Origin of the sequence: Marinobacter sp. (genome assembly GCF_044799475.1) — a bacterium.
GTDB lineage: Bacteria > Pseudomonadota > Gammaproteobacteria > Pseudomonadales > Oleiphilaceae > Marinobacter.
In genome coordinates this window covers 3779602-3801767 of record NZ_CP085217.1, presented here as the reverse complement: position 1 = coordinate 3801767, position 22166 = coordinate 3779602, and the positions used below count along the sequence as shown (strand labels likewise).

Annotated in this window: 17 protein-coding genes; 9 read left to right on the top strand and 8 right to left on the bottom strand. The window is 57.9% G+C overall.

Going from position 1 to position 22166, the window contains the following annotated elements:
* Positions 1–104: 104 nt before the first annotated feature.
* Positions 105–1448 (bottom strand): tRNA (N6-isopentenyl adenosine(37)-C2)-methylthiotransferase MiaB, encoded by a 1344-nt coding sequence (gene miaB / locus LG327_RS17430; protein WP_404363870.1) that lies wholly within the window; start codon positions 1446–1448, stop codon positions 105–107.
* A gap of 392 nt (positions 1449–1840) precedes the next feature.
* Here miaB and LG327_RS17425 point away from each other — a divergent pair, with 392 nt between their 5' ends.
* A complete protein-coding gene (locus tag LG327_RS17425; RefSeq protein ID WP_404363869.1) occupies positions 1841–2518 on the top strand; it encodes a hypothetical protein in 678 nt (225 codons plus the stop codon).
* A gap of 334 nt (positions 2519–2852) precedes the next feature.
* Complete coding sequence (locus tag LG327_RS17420) at positions 2853–3218, top strand: hypothetical protein (RefSeq protein ID WP_404363865.1); 366 nt, start codon at positions 2853–2855, stop codon at positions 3216–3218.
* 646 nt (positions 3219–3864) lie between these two features.
* Here LG327_RS17420 and LG327_RS17415 read toward each other — a convergent pair.
* The 4 genes from LG327_RS17415 to LG327_RS17400 all read right to left on the bottom strand — a co-directional run bounded on the left by LG327_RS17415 (position 3865) and on the right by LG327_RS17400 (position 8135).
* Entirely contained in the window at positions 3865–4884 is a 1020-nt protein-coding gene (locus tag LG327_RS17415; RefSeq protein WP_404363863.1) for a nucleoid-associated protein, read from the bottom strand.
* A gap of 3 nt (positions 4885–4887) precedes the next feature.
* A complete protein-coding gene (cysN, locus tag LG327_RS17410; RefSeq protein ID WP_404363861.1) occupies positions 4888–6543 on the bottom strand; it encodes a sulfate adenylyltransferase subunit CysN in 1656 nt (551 codons plus the stop codon).
* A gap of 62 nt (positions 6544–6605) precedes the next feature.
* Positions 6606–7514 (bottom strand): sulfate adenylyltransferase subunit CysD, encoded by a 909-nt coding sequence (cysD, locus tag LG327_RS17405; RefSeq protein WP_404363859.1) that lies wholly within the window; start codon positions 7512–7514, stop codon positions 6606–6608.
* A 171-nt stretch (positions 7515–7685) separates the two neighbouring features.
* Positions 7686–8135, bottom strand: coding sequence for a PilZ domain-containing protein (locus LG327_RS17400; protein WP_404363857.1), 450 nt, complete (start codon positions 8133–8135; stop codon positions 7686–7688).
* 427 nt (positions 8136–8562) lie between these two features.
* On the opposite strand from LG327_RS17400, the gene rimO reads away from it, so the two are divergent.
* Positions 8563–9873 carry a 30S ribosomal protein S12 methylthiotransferase RimO gene (gene rimO / locus LG327_RS17395; protein ID WP_404369529.1) on the top strand — a complete coding sequence of 437 codons (1311 nt, stop codon included), beginning with the start codon at positions 8563–8565 and terminating at the stop codon, positions 9871–9873.
* A 159-nt stretch (positions 9874–10032) separates the two neighbouring features.
* Here the strand turns inward: rimO and gatB are convergent, their stop codons facing one another.
* The 3 genes from gatB to gatC all read right to left on the bottom strand — a co-directional run bounded on the left by gatB (position 10033) and on the right by gatC (position 13343).
* On the bottom strand, positions 10033–11481 hold the full coding sequence (gatB, locus tag LG327_RS17390) for an Asp-tRNA(Asn)/Glu-tRNA(Gln) amidotransferase subunit GatB (protein ID WP_404363855.1): 1449 nt from the start codon (positions 11479–11481) through the stop codon (positions 10033–10035).
* Positions 11482–11545: 64 nt separating this feature from the next.
* The gene (gatA, locus tag LG327_RS17385) at positions 11546–12994 is read right to left on the bottom strand and encodes an Asp-tRNA(Asn)/Glu-tRNA(Gln) amidotransferase subunit GatA (RefSeq protein ID WP_404363853.1); all 1449 of its coding nucleotides are present in this window, start codon (positions 12992–12994) and stop codon (positions 11546–11548) included.
* Between the two features lie 61 nt (positions 12995–13055).
* The gene (gene gatC / locus LG327_RS17380) at positions 13056–13343 is read right to left on the bottom strand and encodes an Asp-tRNA(Asn)/Glu-tRNA(Gln) amidotransferase subunit GatC (protein WP_404363851.1); all 288 of its coding nucleotides are present in this window, start codon (positions 13341–13343) and stop codon (positions 13056–13058) included.
* 250 nt (positions 13344–13593) lie between these two features.
* On the opposite strand from gatC, the gene LG327_RS17375 reads away from it, so the two are divergent.
* The 6 genes from LG327_RS17375 to LG327_RS17350 all read left to right on the top strand — a co-directional run bounded on the left by LG327_RS17375 (position 13594) and on the right by LG327_RS17350 (position 22123).
* Positions 13594–14634, top strand: coding sequence for a rod shape-determining protein (locus tag LG327_RS17375; protein WP_404363850.1), 1041 nt, complete (start codon positions 13594–13596; stop codon positions 14632–14634).
* A 171-nt stretch (positions 14635–14805) separates the two neighbouring features.
* Positions 14806–15618 (top strand): rod shape-determining protein MreC, encoded by an 813-nt coding sequence (gene mreC / locus LG327_RS17370; RefSeq protein ID WP_404369526.1) that lies wholly within the window; start codon positions 14806–14808, stop codon positions 15616–15618.
* Positions 15618–16094 (top strand): rod shape-determining protein MreD, encoded by a 477-nt coding sequence (gene mreD, locus LG327_RS17365; RefSeq protein ID WP_404363848.1) that lies wholly within the window; start codon positions 15618–15620, stop codon positions 16092–16094. Before mreC ends, mreD begins: the two co-directional genes overlap by 1 nt.
* Positions 16095–16104: 10 nt before the next feature.
* Positions 16105–16716, top strand: a complete 612-nt coding sequence (locus tag LG327_RS17360) for a Maf family protein (protein WP_404363846.1) — start codon at positions 16105–16107, stop codon at positions 16714–16716.
* Complete coding sequence (gene rng / locus LG327_RS17355) at positions 16709–18190, top strand: ribonuclease G (RefSeq protein WP_404363844.1); 1482 nt, start codon at positions 16709–16711, stop codon at positions 18188–18190. The genes LG327_RS17360 and rng overlap by 8 nt, the downstream gene beginning before the upstream one ends.
* 63 nt (positions 18191–18253) lie before the next feature.
* The gene (locus LG327_RS17350; RefSeq protein WP_404363843.1) at positions 18254–22123 is read left to right on the top strand and encodes a YhdP family protein; all 3870 of its coding nucleotides are present in this window, start codon (positions 18254–18256) and stop codon (positions 22121–22123) included.
* The last annotated feature ends 43 nt before the right edge of the window (positions 22124–22166 follow it).

Here is a 22166-nt window from a genome sequence, read left to right as displayed (position 1 = left end):
CTCAGCCTGATAAATTAATGTGCTGGTCCTCCATGAAGAAAACAAGTAGATCCCGGCCGAATTTCGCTCGCCCTGCTCCCAGCCGAAATGCCCGGCCAACGGTTCTAAAACAACTCCGAACTGACCGGCGCCCCACGCAGGGAGTTCGGCAATGCTTCCCTGATCTCGACATCGATAAAATGCCCAATCACCCCGGGGTTGTCATGCCGGAAGTTCACAATACGGTTGTTCTCTGTCCGCCCCGCAAACTCACCGGGATCCTTTTTGGACAGTCCCGTCACCAGAATCCGCTGGGTAGAACCCACCATCTTGCGGGAGATGTCGTGTGCAAACTGATTGATACGCTGCTGGAGGATGCTTAACCGCTGCTTCTTTAACTCCATCGGCGTCTCATCTGGCAGATCAGCGGCCGGTGTGCCCGGGCGGGCGCTGTAGACAAAGCTGAAAGACACATCAAAGCCAATGTCGTTGATCAGCTTCATCGTGTCCTCAAAATCCTTCTCCGTCTCCCCGGGAAAACCGATGATGAAGTCGGAAGAAAAGCTCATATCCGGCCGGATTTTGCGTAACCGGCGCAGTTTGGATTTGTATTCCAGCGCCGTATGGCCACGTTTCATGGCCGCCAGGATCCGGTCCGAGCCGCTCTGGACCGGCAGATGCAGGTGGCTCACCAGTTCCGGTACCTGGGCATATACGTCAATCAGGGCATCCGTGAATTCAACCGGGTGAGAGGTGGTGTAACGGATGCGGTCAATGCCGTCGATTGTTGCAATCAGTGTGATCAGCTCCGCAAGATCCACCGTGTCGCCATCATGGGTCTCGCCCTGATAGGCGTTCACGTTCTGCCCCAGCAGATTTACCTCACGGACGTCCTGACCCGCCAGGTGGGCGACTTCGGCAAGCACGTCATCAAGGGGGCGACTGACTTCTTCGCCCCGGGTGTAGGGCACAACACAGAAAGTGCAGTACTTGCTGCAGCCCTCCATGATCGAAACAAAGGCCGAAGGGCCATCGGCGCCAGGGGAGGGCAGGTTGTCGAATTTCTCGATTTCCGGAAAGCTCACGTCCACCACGCCAACGCCGCCCTTGGCACGGACCTCGGTGATCATCTCCGGAAGGCGGTGCAGGGTCTGGGGCCCGAAGACCATGTCTACGTAGGGTGCCCGGTCAATGATCGCCTGCCCCTCCTGACTGGCTACGCAGCCCCCCACTCCAATGATGAGATCCGGCTTGCTGGCCTTGTAGCCCTTCCAGCGACCCAGCTGGTGGAACACCTTTTCCTGCGCTTTTTCCCGGATAGAGCAGGTGTTCAGCAACAGGATGTCCGCATCCTGCTCCGAATCGGTCATCTCGACCGCCTCACCTACCTGCAGAAGATCCGCCATGCGCGAGGAGTCATACTCGTTCATCTGGCAGCCATGGGTTTTGATGTAAAGCTTTTTGGTCATGGGTCTCAACGTAAACTGGTGCGCGCCCACCGGGAAAACGGCGGTGCGCGCAAATGCGATGGCTAATCCGCCGGGGAATTAATCGGCCATTGTAACTCGCTGTTCAATCCGCAACCAGAGGTCCGGGGTAAATGGACTGAAACCGACGCGTGTCTGTCGATGAATGAGCTGGCTGGTACTCAAACTGGTTTAAGGTGACTTGTTCGAAAACATGGGCTTTGCTAGATTCAGCGGCGGGATGGAATCGCCCCAGTAGACACCGGATGTTCTCAAGTTGTTCGGGCGTCAATCTTCCTGTTACCGACAGTGATTTCTTCCGGTTTCGCCGGGAGACACGGTTCAGAGAACTGAGTTTTAAAGGGAATTTAAAAAACTACGCAAGGAATAAGCGCATGGCAGCGAATACTGCAACCAGTCGTTACGTCACCAGTGATTTTAAAGCCACCCCTGTTTTGGCGCTCGCCGACCTTATGGGTCTTAGTGCCGAACACAAGCGTCAGATGAATACAGATCTTGAGTTTTACGGGAGCCTTCTGTGTGGAGTGGCCGTTCATCGCCACCTGGATCAAAGAGAGCATATCGACGTTAACCGTCGCATAAATCAACAGGTTCCACCGAGCAAGTTACAATCAAAACTACGTGAACTCGTTGTGATGCAGCGGGTTCAGCCCTATTGGTTTATGTGGTCGCTGAATGATGAGGAGCTACGAGACTTCTTTGACTTCAATAAAACGGTAGCCGGAGTAACAGGACACATCCTTCCCTCCAGTCCGGAAGGCATAGTTGGTGGCTTGACGGCGGCAGGTGTTGCATCGGCAGCTTATGAGGTTGCTACAAAAGGGGCACGAGCAGCTGCCAGTGACCGGGTGAGGGCGCTGGCCGGAAGCGGATTGGTCGAGGCCGTAGCCCGACGTCTGGGCGTTAGTACGAGAAGCGTTGCGCTAGCTGGATACGCCGCGATTCCCATTGCAATTGTCATTGCAGGGCTCAACGTTATGTCAAAAAATAGCTCTGACAAGGCACGGAGAGAGCTGTCGGCTCGAGGCCTTCTGGCGTACAGCGACCTCTAATGTTACTTCTCGGCGTTGGGACCGGCATCGCGGCATGGTTTGTCTTCATGACTCTGCTGCGACGCCTTTTGTTACAACCTGGATTGATCAATAGAGCAAAGACCTGGTTTGGTACGTCTATGGTCCTGGTTGCTGTACTGTTTGCTTTGGCGTTGACGTTTCTCCTTAGGGGTAGTGGCGGAACCCTCAATTTGCATCTCTTTGGTGTCGCTTTTTTCCTGTTTCTGTTTCTTTCGGTTTTAACCAGTTTTCAGTGTGTCCGGAAGGCTGCAAAATGATTTATCCTGGCTTGAATGGTTCCCCGGGCAGGATTTGTTCCCCGGCGGTTTTCAGCATGCTCCTCGCTTTTTCCGCAGCAGTCAGCGGGGCCAGCGGGCAGAGCGCAGGCCTGGATTCCACACTGGTAGGCTACACGCGGAGTTCACTTAACCTCAGCTTATGTGCGGTGGTCTTTGAAGAGGAATTTGAAGATGTAGACCGTGCAAACCGCTACCAAAATGGCAGCATTCGCGCCGAGCGGTTGATTCAGGGAGGGGGCTGGGGCGCAAAGGAGGCTCTCCGTGCTCATGATTTTGTCTTGCTGAACGACTTCTCTTTTACGCTCTCATCCGACACGACATGGAGTTCTTTCCGAAAAAGCCGGTTCACGGGGGAATTCTGTGATGAGATGTTGGCAATTGTCCTGGGGGAGGGAGAGTAGCTACAAATGCTGATCGCGCTCGCATCAATCGCTCTCCTTCTTGGGGTCCTTTGGCATTGCCGGCGACTTGCCGTCAGCAACGGGCGAGTCAGGCGTAGCCGTCAAATAGCCGATGCCGCTGTGGGAGCATGTCTGTTTACAACGGCCAGCCTTCTCGTGCTGAACGAGCTTTTAAATCTGTCCATTGGGCCCTCGTCAGTTTTCTCTTTGTTCCTGATTTTTCTGCTATTTATCGATGCTGCCCACTCTGCACTGAAGTTCCATGCTGAGGACCAAAGCCAGCAATGAGGTTTTTACGCCCGCGGGCGGAAGCATAAGGTCATGGTTTTAGAAGCAGCTTCGGGATTCGGGCCAAAAATTCCCCCTCAACTTTCGAGTACGCATGATGCTAAAAAACTTACTGTTTCTGCTCGCTTGTGTAGTGCTCGCAGCGTTGGCATGGGGGGTCTTTCAGGTTTTTGGGCAATACACCTTTCTGATAATGCTGGTTATTACTATCGCGCTTCTGTTGGCTAGGATAGGTAAGCCGAAGTTTGGCAGTAGAGAGTAGCCTGGATGGGGCGGGGTCAGATCAAGCTTGATCTGACCCCTTCTTCTTTGTCTTTGTCCGTGTCGTCCGTGTCCTTCCGTGTCCTTCCGTGGCTAACTAATCCTCCCTGACCTCAAGATACCGCTGCAGCTGCTCCCGCAGGGCCTTGGGCAGGCGGGTGATGGTAAGGGCATCCTTGTCACGATCGTAGTAGATCGCCTGGTTGACCAGGTCGGAGGAGAAAGACACGCTCATGCCGCCACCGGAGCCGGCAATGCGTACCAGCTTTTTCACCTTGCGATGATCCGGGTGCAGCACGGTATCTTCTGGCAGGTCACGGGATTGGGCCGCGAACTGCTTGAAGCGCTCGGGGCGGTCTTCGTCGAGGTAGCCGGAGAGGGCCTCCACCGCGACCGGCTCGCCGAGGGCATGCTGTTCCTTGCAGAACTCATAGGCCCTGTGACGGACCTTGCCCGCGTCTTCAGGTGCCTCGGATTCCCGGGCGAAAGCCTCCACGGCATCCAGGAAGGTGAGGGTTTCCTTTTCCACGTCCACCTGATTGGTAAAGCCGGCCAGCTTGATGAACAGCTCACCGATTTCTCCGGTGCCACGGGCGTGGACGAGGGTCAGGTAGTTTTCCGCCGGGGCGTCGCCCCGCCAGTCATCCAGTTCCACCCGCAGTGCCAGATTCAGGCGTGAAAGACTGAGGACCTCCGTGGCATCAAGGGCCTGGCTGGCATCGAAGCGAAGGGCGCTGTCGCTTTCGAGAATCAGCAGGTAGATGACGTCACTGTCCGCCAACGCCTCGTGAACAAGCATCAGGTGGCCCTGATACTCTTCCTGGCTGCGGTCCAGCAGGTCCTGCCATTGTCCGAACAGCCGATCTGTCAGGGAGCTAAAGGGCTGCTTTTCTTCCAGGTAGTCCGTGAGCCAGGCACTGAAAGGGCTTTCTCCCGTGTCTTCGGAAAAGCGCCCGTATTTTTTGCCTGGCTTGCTGTTGAACAGGCGCTTCATCTGTTTGTGCAGCGCCTCGTAATCCCCACCCGGTTCTTTCAGAGCTTCACCGGCCTTTGACCTGGCTGGCTGACCGGGCTGTAACTGACTGGCAAACAGTGTCCTCAGGTTTTTAATGGCCATGGATCAGAGACGCTTTTCCCGGGACAGGGTTTGCACGAGGTCGTGCGCTACCTTGATGGCATTTTCATCCGCGTCCGCCGTAGCGGTTGCCACATCCGAGCCGATGTTGACGGCGATGGCAATCAGGCCATTGGCCATCAACAGCTGAGCTGTGCGGCGGCGGTCATCCGCCGTGCCGGCATTGTGCTCATCCAGAACAACCGAGGTCTTGCCGAGGTCGAACAGGGAGCGCTCAATGGCTACGGCCAGCTCGCTGGCCTGCTGGCCGGTGCAGCCAATGATCATTGGCTGCTGGGCCAGCCGGCGGGCGCGCTCCTCGCTGGAAACCGGCTCTATGTTGGCTGTACCGCTGTCCGCCAGGCCGCTGATCATGCCCGCGCCAACCGTTACGTTGGTGAGCCGGTCGATGACGATGAAACCACCGGTCGCACGGTTGCGCTGGTAGGGGTCGAAAGCCAGGGGCTGACTGAGAGTCAGCTCACAGAGTCCGATCTCGTTAAGCTGCAGCGCAGGAACATCGCTCTGCTGTTCCAGTGTGTTGACGTCGGTGCGATGCAGCACACGCCGCACCGAGCCCGAAGTGAAGGTCGGGCCCAGCTTGATGTCGTACAGACGGCCAGTTTCCAGGGGCTGATCCGTCATCCACACGATGTTTGCATTAAACCGGTTACTCACCAGAGGTTCATCTTCCGGCCGGACCAGCATGTCACCACGGCTGATGTCGATCTCGTCGTTGAGTGTGAGTGTGACGGCCTGATCGATATAGGCTTCGTCCAGCTTGCCGTCGAAGGTCACAATCTCCTTGACCGTCGTGGTGCGCCTTGAAGGCAGAGCCATGACCCTGTCGCCGGGATGGACCACACCTGAGGCAATGGTGCCGCAGAAGCCACGGAAGTTCAGGTTGGGCCGGTTCACGTACTGCACGGGAAAACGGAAGTGCTCGAGATTCTTGTCCCGGGAGACTTCGACGGTTTCCATGATTTCCATCATTGGCTGTCCGGTAAACCAGGGCATGTTCTCGCTGCGGTTCACCACATTGTCGCCTTCCAGGGCGGAAATGGGCACGAAGCGCACGTCCCGAAGGCCGAGCCTGTCCGCAAAGGCCAGGTAGTCCTGCTTGATCTCCTCGAAGCGTCGTTCGCTGAAATCCACCAGATCCATCTTGTTGATGGCAACCACTATGTGGCGGATGCCCAGCAGGGAGGCGATGAACGAATGCCTGCGGGTCTGGGTCAGCACGCCATGGCGGGCATCAATCATCATGATGGCCAGCTGGGCGGTGGAAGCGCCGGTGGCCATGTTGCGGGTGTACTGCTCATGGCCCGGGGTATCGGCAATAATGAACTTGCGCTTTTCGGTGGAGAAATAGCGATAGGCCACATCGATGGTGATGCCCTGTTCCCGCTCCGCCTGCAGGCCGTCCACCAGCAGGGCGAGATCCAGCTTCTCACCGGTGGTGCCCACCTTGGCGCTGTCGGTTTTCAGGCTGGCCATGTGATCTTCGTAGATCATCTTGGTGTCATGGAGCAGGCGCCCGATCAGGGTGCTCTTGCCATCATCCACGCTGCCGCAGGTCAACAGACGCAGCAGTTCCTTGTCTTCGTGCTGTTTGAGATAAGCACCGATATCTTCGGCGATCAGGTCTGACTGGTGAGACATGCTTGAAACCCTTAGGCTAAAATTGGGGTCAGAAGAAGTTTTCTTCTGACCCCAGGTTCAAATCAGAAGTACCCTTCGCGTTTTTTCTGTTCCATGGAGCCTGCGGAGTCATGGTCGATGACCCGGCCCTGGCGCTCGGAGCTTTTGGCGAGCAGCATTTCCTGGATGATATCGGGCAGGGTGTCAGCCTCGGATTCAATGGCTCCGGTCAGCGGATAGCAGCCAAGAGTCCGGAAGCGGACTGACTTCATCATCGGCTTTTCGCCTTCTTTCAGCGGCATGCGCTCATCATCCACCATGATCAGGGAGCCGTCCCGCTCCACCACCGGACGTTTGGCGGCGTAGTACAGCGGTACTATCTCGATGTTTTCCAGGTAGATGTACTGCCAGATATCCAGCTCGGTCCAGTTGGACAGGGGGAATACCCGAATGCTTTCGCCCTTGTTGATCTTGCCGTTGTAGGTGTTCCAGAGCTCGGGGCGCTGGTTCTTGGGGTCCCACCGGTGGTATTCGTCCCGGAACGAATAAACCCGTTCCTTGGCGCGGGATTTTTCTTCGTCACGCCGGGCGCCACCGAAGGCAGCATCGAACCTGTACTTGTTCAGAGCCTGTTTCAGTGACTGGGTCTTCATGATGTCAGTGTGCTTGGCACTGCCATGGGTAAACGGCCCCACGCCCTGATCAACGCCTTCCTGGTTGATGTGAACCAGCAGGTCCAGGTCAAACTTTTTTGCCTGCTCTGCGCGGAATTTGATCATTTCCTGGAATTTCCAGGTGGTATCCACGTGGAGCAGGGGAAAAGGGAGCTTGCCAGGATAGAAGGCCTTCCGTGCGAGGTGAAGCATCACCGAGGAATCCTTGCCGATGGAGTAGAGCATGACAGGGTTGTCAAACTCCGCCGCCACTTCCCGGATGATATGGATGCTTTCAGCTTCCAGCTGCTTGAGGTGCGTCAGGTTATAGGTAGTCATCTTATCCTGTTACCGCTTGCCAATGGCGCGTGATCTTTTCGTCAGGAACAGGTTGGCCGCGCACGCCCCCTGTCAGGACATTATAGGGAAAGCACTATACCAGAGAGACAGAGGGCATAAGAAGAAAAGCAGCTAGAGTTTGATGCTATAACAATATGCCTGAAGCCGGGCTCAGCCGCTCCGGGAAAGCTGGCGACTCACAAACTGGCTTACATAGTCGTGGCCATTGCCTTCGAACTCATTGAAGCGGATGCCAATCTGGAATGTGTCGCGGGATATGCGTCGCACATGCACGATCAATCCCTCACCGGACACCTTGACGCTCTGGGCCGCAACAACCTGCAGGGAAAAGCCCAGGGCGACTTTGAGCCATTCACCGGGCGCTGGTGATTTAAGATCCGGTATCAGACTGTTCGCAGTCGCCAGGTCGCAGCTGACTGTCATGCCCGCCCGGGAGATATCGGTGCACGTGCATCTCACTTCGCCGCCGCTCGCAGGACGTGCAGTGACTTCCACTGACGCGCCGACACGTTGCTGCTTTCTCAGGTTCGGTTTCGGGGACACTGGTTTCATGGCAACCCGCTGTGGTCCAAAGGGATCGTTTTTTGTTGTTTCTTTCATGGCCGGTAAGTCCTGCCGGGCCGCCCGTCTGTGCCGGTATGTTCGTGGCGATGACTTAGGCTTTCCCGAAAACAGTGCTGGGTGCAATGACCCGGAGTTCTTCTGATGACGCTGAGTCAGCTCTGTAGCTGATTTTACAGCTGGCCGCTAACTGACTGAAAGCTTAGCTGTTTGTTAAATGAACAGCAAGAAAACCTGTAGCCTGTCCAGATGGATGTGTGAGGTGTATCAAATCTCTCCCCGGGATAGGACCGGCAATCTTCAGCTGAGCCACGGGGCGCGGGTTAATACCTGCTCAAATTCTGGTCGGTTGTGATAGACTGCGCGCCTTAATTTACAGTGTCATCTGGGGCTTATGAATAGTACAGAGAGTAAATCGCAGCTTGCCGGAAATAGCAGTGTTGATGCCAAAACCGGCCGTGTAGGGATGATCAGCCTGGGCTGCCCAAAGGCCCTGGTCGATTCCGAACGGATCCTGACCCAGCTTCGCCTTGATGGCTATGAGGTAGTCCCTACCTACACCGATGCTGACGTGGTCGTGGTGAACACCTGTGGTTTTATAGACGCAGCCAAACAGGAGTCCCTGGACGCCATTGGCGAGGCGCTGAATGAAAACGGCCGGGTGATTGTCACCGGCTGCATGGGCGTGGAAGCGGACCGCATTCGCGAGACCCATCCTGGCGTGCTGGCTGTTTCCGGCCCCCATGCCTACGAGGAAGTGGTCGGTGCGGTGCATCAGCATTCACCGCCGAAAAAGAATCACGACCCCTTTCTGGATCTGGTTCCGCCCCAGGGTATCAAGCTGACCCCGCGGCATTATGCCTACCTCAAGATTTCGGAGGGCTGCAACCACCGCTGCACCTTCTGCATCATTCCCTCCATGCGGGGGGATCTGGTCAGCCGGCCGGTAGGAGATGTGCTGGATGAAGCGCAACGTCTGGTCAATGCTGGCGTAAAAGAGCTGCTGGTCATCTCCCAGGACACCAGTGCTTATGGCGTGGACGTAAAGTACCGCACCGGCTTCTGGGATGGTCGTCCGGTCAAGACTCGCATGCTGGCTCTGTGTGAGGCGCTGGGTTCCCTGGGTGTCTGGGTCCGGCTGCACTACGTTTATCCCTATCCCCATGTAGATGACGTCATCCCCCTCATGGCAGAGGGAAAGATCCTTCCTTACCTGGATATCCCTTTCCAGCACGCAAGCCCGAAAATACTCAAGGCAATGAAGCGCCCTGCCCACGACAGCAAGACTCTGGAGCGCATCCGCACCTGGCGCGAGATCTGTCCAGACCTGACCATCCGTTCGACATTCATTGTGGGTTTCCCCGGGGAAACGGAAGAGGACTTCCAGTATTTGCTTGACTGGCTGGACGAGGCCCAGCTGGATCGGGTTGGCGCGTTCAAGTACAGCCCGGTGGAAGGTGCGAAGGCCAATGCGATTGAAGGCGCCGTGCCGGAGGAGGTAAAGGAAGAAAGACTTGAGCGGTTCATGGCAAAGCAGGCTGAAATCAGCGCCGCCAGGCTGCAGGCGAAGATTGGCCGGACCATTGAAGTGCTGATTGACGAGGTTGATGAGGAGGGTGCCATTGGCCGCTCAAAGGCGGATGCGCCGGAGATTGACGGCATGGTTTACCTGAATGACGAAACGGGGCTGGTCCCCGGTCAGATCGTCAGCGTTGTGGTTGAGCACGCTGATGAGCATGACCTTTGGGGTTCTCTGGTCGAGGTATCGGAAGGCTGAGGAAGCCAGAGCGGGGCCGGTTTTCCAGAACCGTGAGCGGCCATGGACGGCCGCGCCCGAGCCCTACATGGACGTACTTGCGGGCGTGTTCTGGAAAACCGGCCCCGCTCTGGCGTTAACTCCGAACTCCCACACCCGGCTAAGCACAAAAACAGAAAGTCACTCTCCCAGCTTTTTCTTCAGTATCTCGGTGAACAGCCTGGGGTTGCCCTGTCCTTTGGAGGCCTTCATCAGCGGCCCCATGAAACCACCCATCAGCTTTTTGCGCTTCTTCTCGTCAGCTTCCTGATACTGGGCGATCTGATCATCCATGCCGGACAGAACCTCATCAACGATCTGCTCCAGGGCCGCGGTGTCGGAAACCTGCTTCAGACCCTTCGCCTCGATCAGTTCATCCACATCATTGCTCTCACCAACCCACAGGCTCTCAAACACCTTCTTGGCACCGGTGGAAGAGACAGTACCGTCACTTATGCGCTGAATCAGAGCGCCAAGCTGGGCCCCCGAGACAGGGCAGTCCGTGATGTTTCGGCCTTCAGCGTTCAGCCGGGCGGTCAGCTCACCGAGAATCCAGTTGGCGGCCAGCTTCGCATCCTTGCCGTGACGGACGGTTTCCTCAAACAGCCATGCCAGCTGCGAGCCGCTAGCCAGCTGTCCGGCGTCATAGCTGGTAAGGCCATACTCTGACTGGAATCTCGCTTTGCGGGCATCCGGAAGCTCCGGCAGGTTGCGGCGGGCTTCCTCGATGAAATCGTCATCGATGACCACAGGCAGCAGGTCAGGGCAGGGGAAATAGCGGTAATCGTTGGCTTCTTCCTTGGTCCGCATCGACCGGGACACGTTGGTATCCCCATTATACAGACGGGTTTCCTGCACGATTCTGCCGCCGTCCATCAGGATATCGATCTGTCTTTCAACTTCCTGGTGAATCGCCTGCTCCATGAAGCGAAAGGAATTCAGGTTTTTGGTCTCTGTCCGTGTGCCGAGCTCCTCCTGCCCCCGGGGACGAACCGACACGTTGACGTCAAAACGCAGTGAGCCCTGGGACATGTCGCCGTCGCAGATGCCAAGGGAGGTGACAATGCCATGCAGCTTGCGGGCAAAAGCGACGGCTTCCTCCGAGCTTCGAATGTCCGGTTCAGTCACGATTTCGATCAGTGGTGTACCGGCCCGGTTGAGGTCAATTCCTGTCATGCCATGGTAGTCCTCGTGGAGGGACTTGCCGGCATCTTCTTCAAGGTGGGCATGGTGAATCCGGACGCGTTTCTGGGAGCCGTCCTCCAGGTCAATGTCCACATACCCCGGGCCAACAATGGGCTGCTCCAGCTGGGTAGTCTGATAGCCCTTGGGGAGGTCCGGGTAGAAGTAGTTCTTGCGCTCAAAAACCGAACGCCGTGCGATTTCGGCGTTAACTGCAAGACCAAACATCACTGCGTACCGAAAGGCCTGCTCATTGGCCACCGGTAGCGTACCGGGCATGGCCAGGTCCACCGCGCTGGCCTGGGTGTTGGGCTCGGCGCCATAGGCGGTGCTGGTGCCGGAGAAAATCTTGGTCTGGGTGGCGAGCTGCGCATGAATTTCCAGCCCGATCACAGTTTCCCATTGCATGGTGTCCGTCCTCCTGGAGCGCGCCGGTTCCCGGCGGCGTCCTGAAAATCTGTTGCGAAAGGTCTCAGTGCCCGGGGGTCAGCCGGTGCCAGTGAGTGGCCTGCTGGAACTGGTGGGCTGCATTCAGCAGCCTTGCCTCGGAAAAATAATTGCCAATGATCTGCAATCCCACCGGAAGGCCATTGACCAGGCCGGCAGGCAGGGACATCGCAGGCAGGCCGGCAAGATTGGTGGAAATGGTGAAGATGTCTTCCAGGTACATGGTGACCGGGTCGCTGGTTTTTTCACCCTGGACGAAGGCCGGGGAGGGCGTCGTCGGGCTCATGATCACGTCCACTTCTTTGAATGCCTCGATGAAGTCCTGCTGGATCAGACGACGTACCTTCTGGGCCTTGAGGTAGTAGGCATCGTAATAGCCGGCGGAGAGTGCATAGGTGCCAACCATGATCCGTCGTTTGACCTCGCTGCCAAAGCCCTCGGCCCGGGTACGGGTATACAGGTCAAGAAGATCTTTTGGGTCCTGGCAGCGGTAGCCATAGCGAACTCCGTCAAACCGGGCCAGGTTTGCAGAAGCCTCGGCTGGCGCAATGACGTAATAGGCGGCAATAGCCAGGTTGGCGTGAGGGAGGGAAATGTCCTTCACCGTTGCCCCCAGTGCCTCGTACTCCCGGATGGCTTCCCTGATGACCTTGCCCATCGCCGGGCTCAGCTGGTCCGTGAAATACTCCCGGGGCAGGCCGATGCTCAAACCTTTGAGGGGTTCTTTCAGCGTTGCCGTGTAATCGGGCACTTCACGATCCACAGACGTTGAGTCCTTTGGGTCGAAGCCGGCCATCACATTGAGCATCATGGCGTTATCTTCCGCCGAGCGGGCCAGGGTGCCGCCCTGATCCAGACTTGAGGCAAAGGCGATCATGCCGTATCGGGACACCCGGCCATAGGTGGGCTTGAGACCGGTGACGCCACACATTGCCGCAGGCTGACGTATCGAGCCTCCGGTGTCGGTAGCGGTGGCGGCGGGCACCAACTGGGCAGCCACGGCCGCAGCTGAGCCGCCGGAGGACCCCCCCGGCACCCGGTTGCTCCCCCAGGGATTGGTAGTGGCGCCAAAATAGCTGGACTCAGTGGAAGAGCCCATGGCGAACTCATCCATGTTGGTTTTGCCAACACAGACCGCGCCAGCATCACGGAAGTGCTGGGTCACCGTGGCGTTGTAGGGAGGCACGAAGTTTTCCAGCATTTTGGAGCCGCAGGTGGTGCGCACGCCTTCGGTACAGAAAATGTCCTTGTGGGCGAAAGGGATACCGGTCCAGGGGGTAGCATTGCCGGCTTTGCGGCGTTTGTCTGCTTCGCGGGCGTCCGCCATGGCCTGCTCGGCACTGACGGTAATAAATGTCTTCAGACGACCGTCCTGCTCCTGAATGCGGTCGAGAAAATGCTGCGTCAGCTCAACACTGGAGACCTTGCCCCTGGCAAGATCGCGGGAGAGCTCGGCTACGGTTTTGTCATGCATGAGGGGCTTCCTGGAACAGTTCCTGAGTGCTCAAAAATTCGCTATCGCTCATTCTATGGCTTTATTCAATGACCCTGGGCACGAGGTAGAGTCCATCCTCGGTTGCCGGCGCGATAGCCTGGAATGCGTCCCGCTGACTGGCCTCGGTGATCACGTCCGGCCGCAGGCGCTGCACGGCATCCAGCGGGTGAGCCATGGGTTCGGTGTGGCTGGTGTCGGCGGCCTGGAGCTGATCAACCAGATCCAGTATGTTGCCGAGGTCTTTCTCCAGCGCAACCATCTGCTCTTCATCAACGCGGATTCTTGCCAGCAGGGCGACTTTTTCGATGTCATTGCGGGAGATTGCCACTCATTGCCTCCTGGATAATTGAAAATAACCGTAACCGGCTTTGTAACCGGCGGATAGTCGCCAACCGGCGAGACTGAGCCTGCCGCGACAAAATGATGCGGAATTGTAACAGATTTGATGCGCTTCGGGAGGTGCAATTGCCTGAGAGCAAAGAGTCCATGGCCTGATCTCGCCTTGCCTGGCGGGGTGCTCACTGCTAAAGTTGCCGCAACACTTCCGCGACTGCTTTTCTCAGGTTGAAAAAACACGAATGTTCAAGCGAATCCGAGGTCTTTTTTCCAGCGATCTATCCATCGATCTGGGTACGGCAAACACGCTCATCTATGTGCGGGGCCGGGGCATTGTTCTCAATGAACCCTCTGTAGTGGCGATTCGGTCCACCAATTCCCAGAAAACGGTGGCAGCTGTGGGAGGCGAGGCCAAGCGGATGCTGGGTCGTACGCCCGGGAACATCACTGCTATCCGTCCCCTGAAAGACGGCGTCATTGCCGATTTCGTTGTAACAGAGAAAATGCTGCAGCACTTCATTCACAAGGTGCACGAAAACAGCTTTATTACACCGAGCCCCAGGGTACTGGTCTGCGTTCCAAGCAAGTCGACCCAGGTCGAGAAAAAAGCCATTCGCGAGTCCGCTCTCGGCGCCGGCGCGCGGGAGGTCTTCCTGATTGAGGAGCCCATGGCTGCGGCTATTGGTGCAGGCCTTCCGGTGGAGGAGGCCAGTGGTTCAATGATCGTCGATATTGGCGGCGGCACCACGGAAATTGCCATTATCTCCCTCAACGGGATTGTCTATGCCGAATCTGTCCGGGTGGGTGGCGACAAGTTTGACGAAGCGATAGTCACCTATGTGCGTCGCAACTACGGCAGCCTGATTGGGGATTCCACCGCAGAGCGCATCAAGCACGAAATCGGCTGTGCCTACGAAGGGGTTGAGATCCGCGAGATTGACGTTCGGGGCCGCAATCTTGCCGAGGGCGTTCCCCGGGCGTTTACCCTGAACAGCGAGGAAATCCTCGATGCCCTCCAGGAATCCCTTGCCCAGATCGTGCAGACCGTCAAAAGCGCTCTTGAGCAGTCGCCTCCGGAGCTGGCCTCTGATATTGCCGAGCGCGGCATTGTGCTCACCGGAGGGGGCGCCCTTCTGCGGGGTCTGGATAAACTGATCAGTGAGGAAACCGGCCTGCCGGTGGTCATTGCTGAAGATCCGCTTACCTGCGTCGCGCGGGGTGGTGGCAAGGCACTTGAAGTCATCGACCGTGGTGGCATTGGTATGTTCTCCCAGGAGGGTTGAGCGTGGTGGCAGCACCTGCCCGCCCGATCCTGAGCCAGATCACGCCGCCGCATCGGGTCAGACCCTGCGGCGGTTTGTGTTTTGGGGGGGAGGGCGCCTATTAAAACCATCTTCGTTCAGGGGCCTATTCCGGCTTTTCGCCTCGTCCTGGTTATTGTCCTCTCGACAACACTGATCATACTGGACGCCCGTTTCGGGAAACTCGATTCCGTGCGGAGTGCGCTCGGCACAGCGGTTGCGCCTGTAGTATGGATGGGCAATGCGCCCGGGCAGTTTACCGACTGGATGGGCAGCCTTTTCATGTCCCGGGATGATCTGCTTGAGGTCAATGCGACTCTGGAAGCCAGATTGCTCATACTTGAGCGGCGCGCCCTCAAATATGCGGCCCTTGCCCAGGAAAACAATGAGCTGAGGCGTCGCCTCAATGCTGCAGCTGCCCTGGATGACCGGGTAATTCTGGCCGAGGTGGTCGGAGTATCACCGGATCCTTTCTCCCACGAAGTCATTATCAACAAGGGTAGTCGCAACGGCCTCTCGGTGGGGCAGGCGATCCTTGATGCTGATGGCCTTATGGGACAGGTTCGCCAGACCAGCAGCTTCACTTCCCGGGTGTTACTGATTTCAGACAGCAGCCACGCAGTGCCGGTTGAGGTAAACCGCAACGGCCTGCGGGCGGTGCTCCTTGGCAACGGCAAGGTCAATCGCCTGGAGCTCGTCCATGTGCCAGATACGGCGGATATCCGTGAAGGCGATGTGTTGATCAGTTCAGGGCTGGGTGGGCGGTTTCCCCGGGGCTATCCGGTCGCCGAAGTTGTGTCCATTGACAAGGAGCCAGGGGAGCCATTCATGACCATCGAGGCCCGGCCCCTTGCGCAGCTTAACCGCAGTCAGATGGTACTGGTGGTTTTCCAGCCCGAGGATGAATCGGACGAAGCTGAGAGGGCGCCGGAAAAGAGTGCTCTGGAAAACGGGGAGCAGCGCTGATGCTTTCGGTAATCAGTTATCCGGTTTTTGGCCTGAGCATTATCTTCGCTCTGGTGCTGAGTATTTCCCTGTTCCCGCTGGCCTGGCTCGAATTCCGGCCGGAATGGCTGGGGCTGATGGTTTTCTACTGGACTTTCCGTGCCCCGGCGCAATTCGGTATTCTGCTTGCCTGGAGCCTTGGCCTTCTACTGGATGTGCTTGAAGCAACTCCGCTGGGCGTGAATGCCATGGCCATGGGCCTGGTGGCCTTTCTGGTGCTTACCATACATCAGCGACTGCGAATGTTTCCTCTGCCGCAGCAGTGTCTGATGGTATTTCTTCTGCTCGGCATCAACCAGATGCTGGTGCATTTCATCAAGCAACTGCTGGGGGCCGACAACGCCGGCTTCGGCTATCTCTGGCCAGCGCTGACCAGTGCCGTCATCTGGCCATTCGTCTGTGTGCTGCTCGACAATCTGAACCGAAAACTGGGATAGGGAAATTCGTTTGCGACCCATTATTCTCGCCTCCGCTTCTCCCCGAAGGGCGGAGCTGCTGAACCAGCTTGGTCTCCGGTTTTCGGTGTGCCCGGTGAATATTGACGAAACGCCGGGCCCGGGGGAGTCGGCCGCCCACTATGTTGAGCGTCTGGCCCGCGAGAAGGCGGCAGCCGGTCTGGCGCTGGCAGCCACCCCGGACAGCCTTGTGATTGGTTCCGACACGTCCGTGGTACAGGGCGACACCATTCTCGGAAAGCCAGCCAATGAGGAGCAGGCCGGACTCATGCTGAGCGGGCTTTCAGGGCGCTGTCACCGGGTCATGACTGCGGTTGCGCTGGCTGGGCCCCATGGCTGCCATGCCCGCCTCGTGACGACGGAGGTTCGCTTTCGCAGTCTGGCGGAGGAAGAGATCCGTGCCTACTGCCGCACTGGAGAGCCCATGGACAAAGCCGGTGCCTACGGCATCCAGGGCAAAGGGGGAGTCTTCGTGGATCGCCTCTGGGGGAGCTACAGCGCCGTCGTCGGTCTGCCACTTGAAGAAACGGCGGGGCTGCTCGCCGATGCAGGCCAGCCGGTCTGGAAGTACTGGAATCAGCCGGAGGAAGAACACCATGAGTGAGGAGATCCTGATCAACGTGACGCCGGTTGAGACCCGGGTGGCGCTGGTCGAAAACGGCATGCTCCAGGAAGCCTATATCGAGCGAACCAGCCGCAAGGGCATTGTTGGCAACATCTACAAGGGCAAGGTCGTGCGGGTGCTGCCGGGCATGGAGGCAGCATTCGTTGATATCGGCCTGGAGCGCGCTGCATTCATCCATGCATCCGACGTGGTAAATGGCAGTGTCTCTGATGACGGCGGCCCGGAGGCCCCCAAAACAGTGCCGGATATACGCACTCTGCTGCGGGAGGGCCAGTCCCTCGTGGTCCAGGTGACGAAGGATCCTATCGGCACCAAGGGGGCTAGACTTACAACCCAGTTATCCATTCCCTCGCGCTATCTGGTTTTCATGCCGGAGGTGCCCCATGTCGGAATTTCGCAGCGCATCGAAGACGAAGCCGAGCGGGCGCGCCTGAAAGGCATTCTGGAGGAGGTGGCGGCAGGCCTGGATGACAGCCGGTGCGGCTATATCATCCGCACGGCAGCGGAGGCGGCCTCTGCTGAAGATCTGGCGGCTGACATGATCTATCTTCATCGCCTTAACCAGTCCATCCATGAGCGTATTGCCAAAGCGCCGGTACCGTCGGTGGTATACGAGGATCTGCCCCTTTTTATCCGGACCATCCGGGACCTGATCCGGCCCCAGACAGAGAAAGTCCGGATCGATTCCCGGGAAAGCTATCAGCGCGTTATGGAGTTTGTCAGAGAGTTTGTCACCGAATTTTCCGACAAGGTGGAGTATTATCCTGGCGAACGCCCCCTGTTTGACCTCTACAGTGTCGAGGATGAGATCCAGAAAGCCCTCAGCCGCAAGGTGCAGCTAAAGTCCGGTGGTTATGTGATCATCGACCAGACCGAGGCCATGACCACGATTGATATCAATACCGGGGCGTTCGTGGGTCATCGCAATCTGGAAGAAACCATTTTCAAGACCAACCTTGAGGCCGCCCGGGCCATCAGCCGTCAGCTCCGTTTACGCAACCTGGGCGGCATTATCATCATCGATTTCATCGACATGGAAGATCCGGAGCATCAGCGCCAGGTGCACCGTATGCTGGAAAAGATGCTTGAGCGGGATCATGCCAAGACCCGCATCACCGGCGTCTCAGAGCTGGGCCTGGTGGAAATGACCCGCAAACGCACCACCGAAAGTCTCGGGCAGATTCTCTGTGAACCATGCCCCATCTGCGATGGCCGGGGTTTTCTCAAAACCAGCGAAACCGTTTGCTACGAGATCTTCCGGGAGATACTCCGGGTCAACCGGGTCTACGACGCCGAAAGCTACCTGGTGATGGCTTCCCAGAGTGTTGTGGACCGGCTGCTTGATGAAGAATCAGACAATGTGGCTGATCTGGAAACTTTCATCTGCAAGTCCATCCGCTTCCAGGTTGAGGGTCTTTACAGCCAGGAGCAATATGATGTGGTATTACTCTGAGGTGTCCTGAGCAGCTTTGTCAGGACTGCTTAAAGTCCACTGTCATCGGGGTTACCGTCTTTCATGTCAACGCCACCTGCTGAGTCCGGGTCGGGCCGTCTGATCTTTCGGGTATTACTTCGCCTCGCCAACCTGATCTGGTGGCTGGTGCTGGTGGTGCTCGTCCTTCTTGCCCTCTATACAGCCGTCGGCCGACAGCTTGCACAGAATATTGACAGCTGGCGGGATGAACTTGAGCAGGCAGTCAGCAGCCAGCTGGGCCGGTCGGTGACTATTGGCGGGCTCAAAGCCAACTGGCACTGGCTTGATCCGGTAGTGGAGGCCGAAGGGCTGAGGGTGCATCATGCCGATGATCCAGAGCGGGTTATCGCAGAGCTGCGCCACCTGCGTCTGCGGCTGGACACTATCGCCTCACTGCTACGATTGCGGGTTGTCTTTGGCGAATTTCAGGCTGATGGCCTGGATTTCACTCTTACCCGAACCAGCGACGGCCCTGTGCGGGTCGGTGGTATCGAGGTTCTGGAGCGAACCGAGTCCGTGCCCTGGCTGGACCGGGCCGGGGCGCTGCTTTCTGACCCCTATGTCCGCATTACAAGGGTAAATCTGGGTCTCGACGTACCCGGGGAGCCAGTGCAATACGTCGATATTCCCCAGGTTGATCTGATCTATGAGCGGGGCCGCTTTACCGCAACGGGGCGCGCCATGCGCTCGGGAACAACGGACCAGATCGCCAGTTTCAACCTCCAGGGCAAGCATTTTTTCCGGGGCGACTTCGATGGCCAGCTATACGTTGATCTGAACTCAGGCCGTCTGTTTGACGGCCTGCTCAAGGGCATGGGATGGAACCAGCTCAAGCTCCAGGGGTTTGATATCCGGGGAGAGGCCTGGCTGACCTTCCGCAGTGGTTTCCTTGCACAGGGCAATGGCGATATCCGGGTGCCCTACTTACAGCTGAACGCCGGCCATGAAACCCTTGCCCCCGTTGAGGACCTGACAGCGCGCATCGGATGGCGCCGTGGCAGTAACGATGCTGAAGCTGAAACCGGCGAGTTGCACCTCCGGAATCTCTCCTGGCGCTGGGCTGGCACCCGGGCAGACTCCTTTGATCTCCTTGTTGACCGGGACCTGGCCGGTTTTTCAGTGATGGGACATGACATACCCATTGAGCCTGTATGGCGGCTGGCGGACAGCTTTAATCTAATGCCTCCGGCTGCCAGCGCTGCGCTGGCCGACTATCGGCCAGCGGGCAAGCTGAACCAGGTCCGGGCCAGAATTCCCGGCGCCGGCCGGGAGGATTTCAGTCTGACCGCAGAACTTGACGGAGTAGAAGTGGCGGCCCATGGCGGTGCTCCCGGCGCGACGGGGCTGACTGGTGATCTGTTCGTCAGCCCGCGCGGCGGCTGGGTTGATGTCGACAGCTCGGATGTGGGGCTGGGCTTTCCAGACCTGTTCCAGACGGACTGGACATTTGATCGGCTGAGCACCCGGGTTTCGTGGATCCTGGAGGATGGGCTGACACGGATTTTTTCTGACCGGGTCCGTATGGAGTACGAAGGTGAGACAGAAATTTCGGGAGCGTTTGACCTTCGGATGGGTGGCGGAAGCGAAAGCACTCTCAGCCTCAGGGTAGGTCTCCGGAACGGCAATGCAGACATGCTGAATGATTTCGTGCCGGCAAGGCTGGTAGGTGAAGAGCTTTACGACTGGCTGACCACGGCGATCGAGCAGGCCCGGATTACCGAAGGTGTCTATTACGGTCATGGCACCATTGGTGCGAATGCAGCGTCAGGCTCCTTCACTTCATCAATGACCTGGCAGTTTGATGACGCCAGGATCCGTTACCACCCGCAGTGGCCCAGAGTGACCGACGCCACTGGACATGTGACGGTTCATGAAAACCAGGCGGACATTCATCTGGAATCCGGACAGACCGGGGGGCTGACCCTTGCGCCTACAGACATTGCCGTATTGCCTGGCCCGGAAATCAATGTCGACACCGGGTCGGCCATGTCAGGACAGGAGGTACGCAGCTTCCTGGAGCAGACCCCTCTGTGGGAATCTGTCGGCCCTGGCGGGCAGGGCATCACCATGGGCGGCGACTACGAGCTGGACCTGGCGCTTGGCATCCCCCTCGGCTCGGAGCCGGATGTCTTTATTGACGCCCGCCTGCGGACTGCCAATGGCGAGCTGCATTATCCGGGCATGGGGCTTTCATGGTCGATCATCTCCGGTGAGGTCCGCTATCAGACGGGGAAGGGTTTTTCTCCGGAGCCGCTGACCGCGGTATTTCTTGGCCAGCCGGTGGACGTGCGCTTCGCCACCGACCAGGGCAGTGACCGGTTACGGATTTCGCAGCGGGGCCGGATGAAAGTAGCCGCGCTTCTTGATCAGACGGAAATTGAGTTGCCCGGTGAGCCAGGGCTGGAAGGCTCATTCAATTACACCGCGGAACTGGCCCTGGCTGCGGACCAGGCCACAAGATTCACGGTCGAATCCAGTCTGATTGGCGTAGCGGTTGACTGGCCCGAGCCCCTTGGCAAACCTGCGCCGGAAGCCGCTCCCCTGACTCTGACGGCAGACTGGCGGGACAATGCCATGACCGTGAATGGCAGCCTGGGTGAACGGATGGCCGCCAGTGCAAGATGGCTCAGTGGCAGGTTTGATCGTGGAATGCTTGTGGTTGGCCCGGGTGAGGCCAGTCTGCCGGTTGCCAGCGGGCTGCATGTGTCCGCCACCATGACCACCATGAATATTCCTGAATGGCAGGAGCGCCTGGAGAAGACCCTCGGCGATGGCGCTGCGGGAGAAATGCAGAGCCCGGACTCCTGGCTCTCCAGCATGGAAATAAAAGCCGGAAGCGTGGAAGTTGGCGGAGAGTCCTTCCCTGACACGACGCTGGTAGTCACGCCTGCGCCAGGGGAATGGCAGCTTGAGGTGGAATCCCGGCAGATCGCAGGGCGCGCGGTGGTGCCTCTCGGTGAGGGGCCCATCTCGGTCAACCTCGCCAGGCTGTTGATTGACGAGGAAGCAGTGGCCGCTGGAAGTCAGGAGTGGGAAAACCCCGATGCCGCGAGCCCATTCCGGACCTGGCAAGTGGATACCTGGCCAGATGTCGAGGTCCAGATAGACAGTCTGCAGTACGGCCTCAGGGATTATGGTGCCTGGTCTTTCCGGCTTGAGCCGGAGGCTGATGCGCTGACAGTGACGTCGATTTCCGGCCAGCTCAGCGAGCTTGGGTTCACCGGCGAACTGGCATGGCGCCTGCTAGACCAGGGAGAGCAGACCCGGCTTTCCGGAGAGCTCTCCGGAGGCAGTCTGGCCGGCCTCTCGACAGTCATGGATGGTGCCGTGCCCCTGAAAAACGAAAAAAGCGAAGTCATTCTGGACCTGACGTGGCCGGGCGCGCCCCAGGATATCAGCCTGCCCGCCATGGAAGGCAGTATCAGTCTGCGCCTGGACGAGGGGGTCATCCTTGAAAAAAGCAACACCGCTCAGGTGTTCCGGGTTTTCAACCTTCTTAATTCGGACACCCTCTGGCGCAGGCTCAAACTGGATTTTTCCGACCTTTATGAGGCTGGAGTGACTTTCGATGCCATTTCCGGTAAAGCTGAACTGGCTGAAGGCACGCTCAGCTGGGATCCGGAACTGCAGATTGTGGGCCCGTCTGGAGCATTCAGGCTTTCTGGTTCTACAAATCTGGAAACAGAGAACCTCGACATGCGCCTTGTGGTGGTATTGCCTCTCACCCAGAATCTTCCGCTGGCGGCGCTTCTGATGGGCGCATCAGCCCCGATTGGGGGGGCGCTGTTCGTCCTGGACAAGGTGTTGGGTGATCCCTTGAGCAAGCTGACCAGCGCCACCTATAGTGTAGAGGGGACCTGGGACAGCCCCGAGGTGAAGTTGCGTAATGTGTTTGACCGGGGCGGCGATTAATCCCCACACAGGAATGAACCAGCGGCGGAGTAACAGTCCTGCC

Bases quoted from the DNA above. Each gene is read 5' to 3' on its own strand.
- LG327_RS17415 (WP_404363863.1), bottom strand. From the start codon at position 4,884: ATGGCCATTAAAAACCTGAGGACACTGTTTGCCAGTCAGTTACAGCCC.
- LG327_RS17425 (WP_404363869.1), top strand. From the start codon at position 1,841: ATGGCAGCGAATACTGCAACCAGTCGTTACGTCACCAGTGATTTTAAA.
- cysN (WP_404363861.1), bottom strand. From the start codon at position 6,543: ATGTCTCACCAGTCAGACCTGATCGCCGAAGATATCGGTGCTTATCTC.
- cysD (WP_404363859.1), bottom strand. From the start codon at position 7,514: ATGACTACCTATAACCTGACGCACCTCAAGCAGCTGGAAGCTGAAAGC.
- LG327_RS17420 (WP_404363865.1), top strand. From the start codon at position 2,853: ATGCTCCTCGCTTTTTCCGCAGCAGTCAGCGGGGCCAGCGGGCAGAGC.
- miaB (WP_404363870.1), bottom strand. From the start codon at position 1,448: ATGACCAAAAAGCTTTACATCAAAACCCATGGCTGCCAGATGAACGAG.
- gatB (WP_404363855.1), bottom strand. From the start codon at position 11,481: ATGCAATGGGAAACTGTGATCGGGCTGGAAATTCATGCGCAGCTCGCC.
- LG327_RS17400 (WP_404363857.1), bottom strand. From the start codon at position 8,135: ATGAAAGAAACAACAAAAAACGATCCCTTTGGACCACAGCGGGTTGCC.
- rimO (WP_404369529.1), top strand. From the start codon at position 8,563: ATGATCAGCCTGGGCTGCCCAAAGGCCCTGGTCGATTCCGAACGGATC.
- gatA (WP_404363853.1), bottom strand. From the start codon at position 12,994: ATGCATGACAAAACCGTAGCCGAGCTCTCCCGCGATCTTGCCAGGGGC.
- mreD (WP_404363848.1), top strand. From the start codon at position 15,618: ATGCTTTCGGTAATCAGTTATCCGGTTTTTGGCCTGAGCATTATCTTC.
- LG327_RS17350 (WP_404363843.1), top strand. From the start codon at position 18,254: ATGTCAACGCCACCTGCTGAGTCCGGGTCGGGCCGTCTGATCTTTCGG.
- LG327_RS17375 (WP_404363850.1), top strand. From the start codon at position 13,594: ATGTTCAAGCGAATCCGAGGTCTTTTTTCCAGCGATCTATCCATCGAT.
- rng (WP_404363844.1), top strand. From the start codon at position 16,709: ATGAGTGAGGAGATCCTGATCAACGTGACGCCGGTTGAGACCCGGGTG.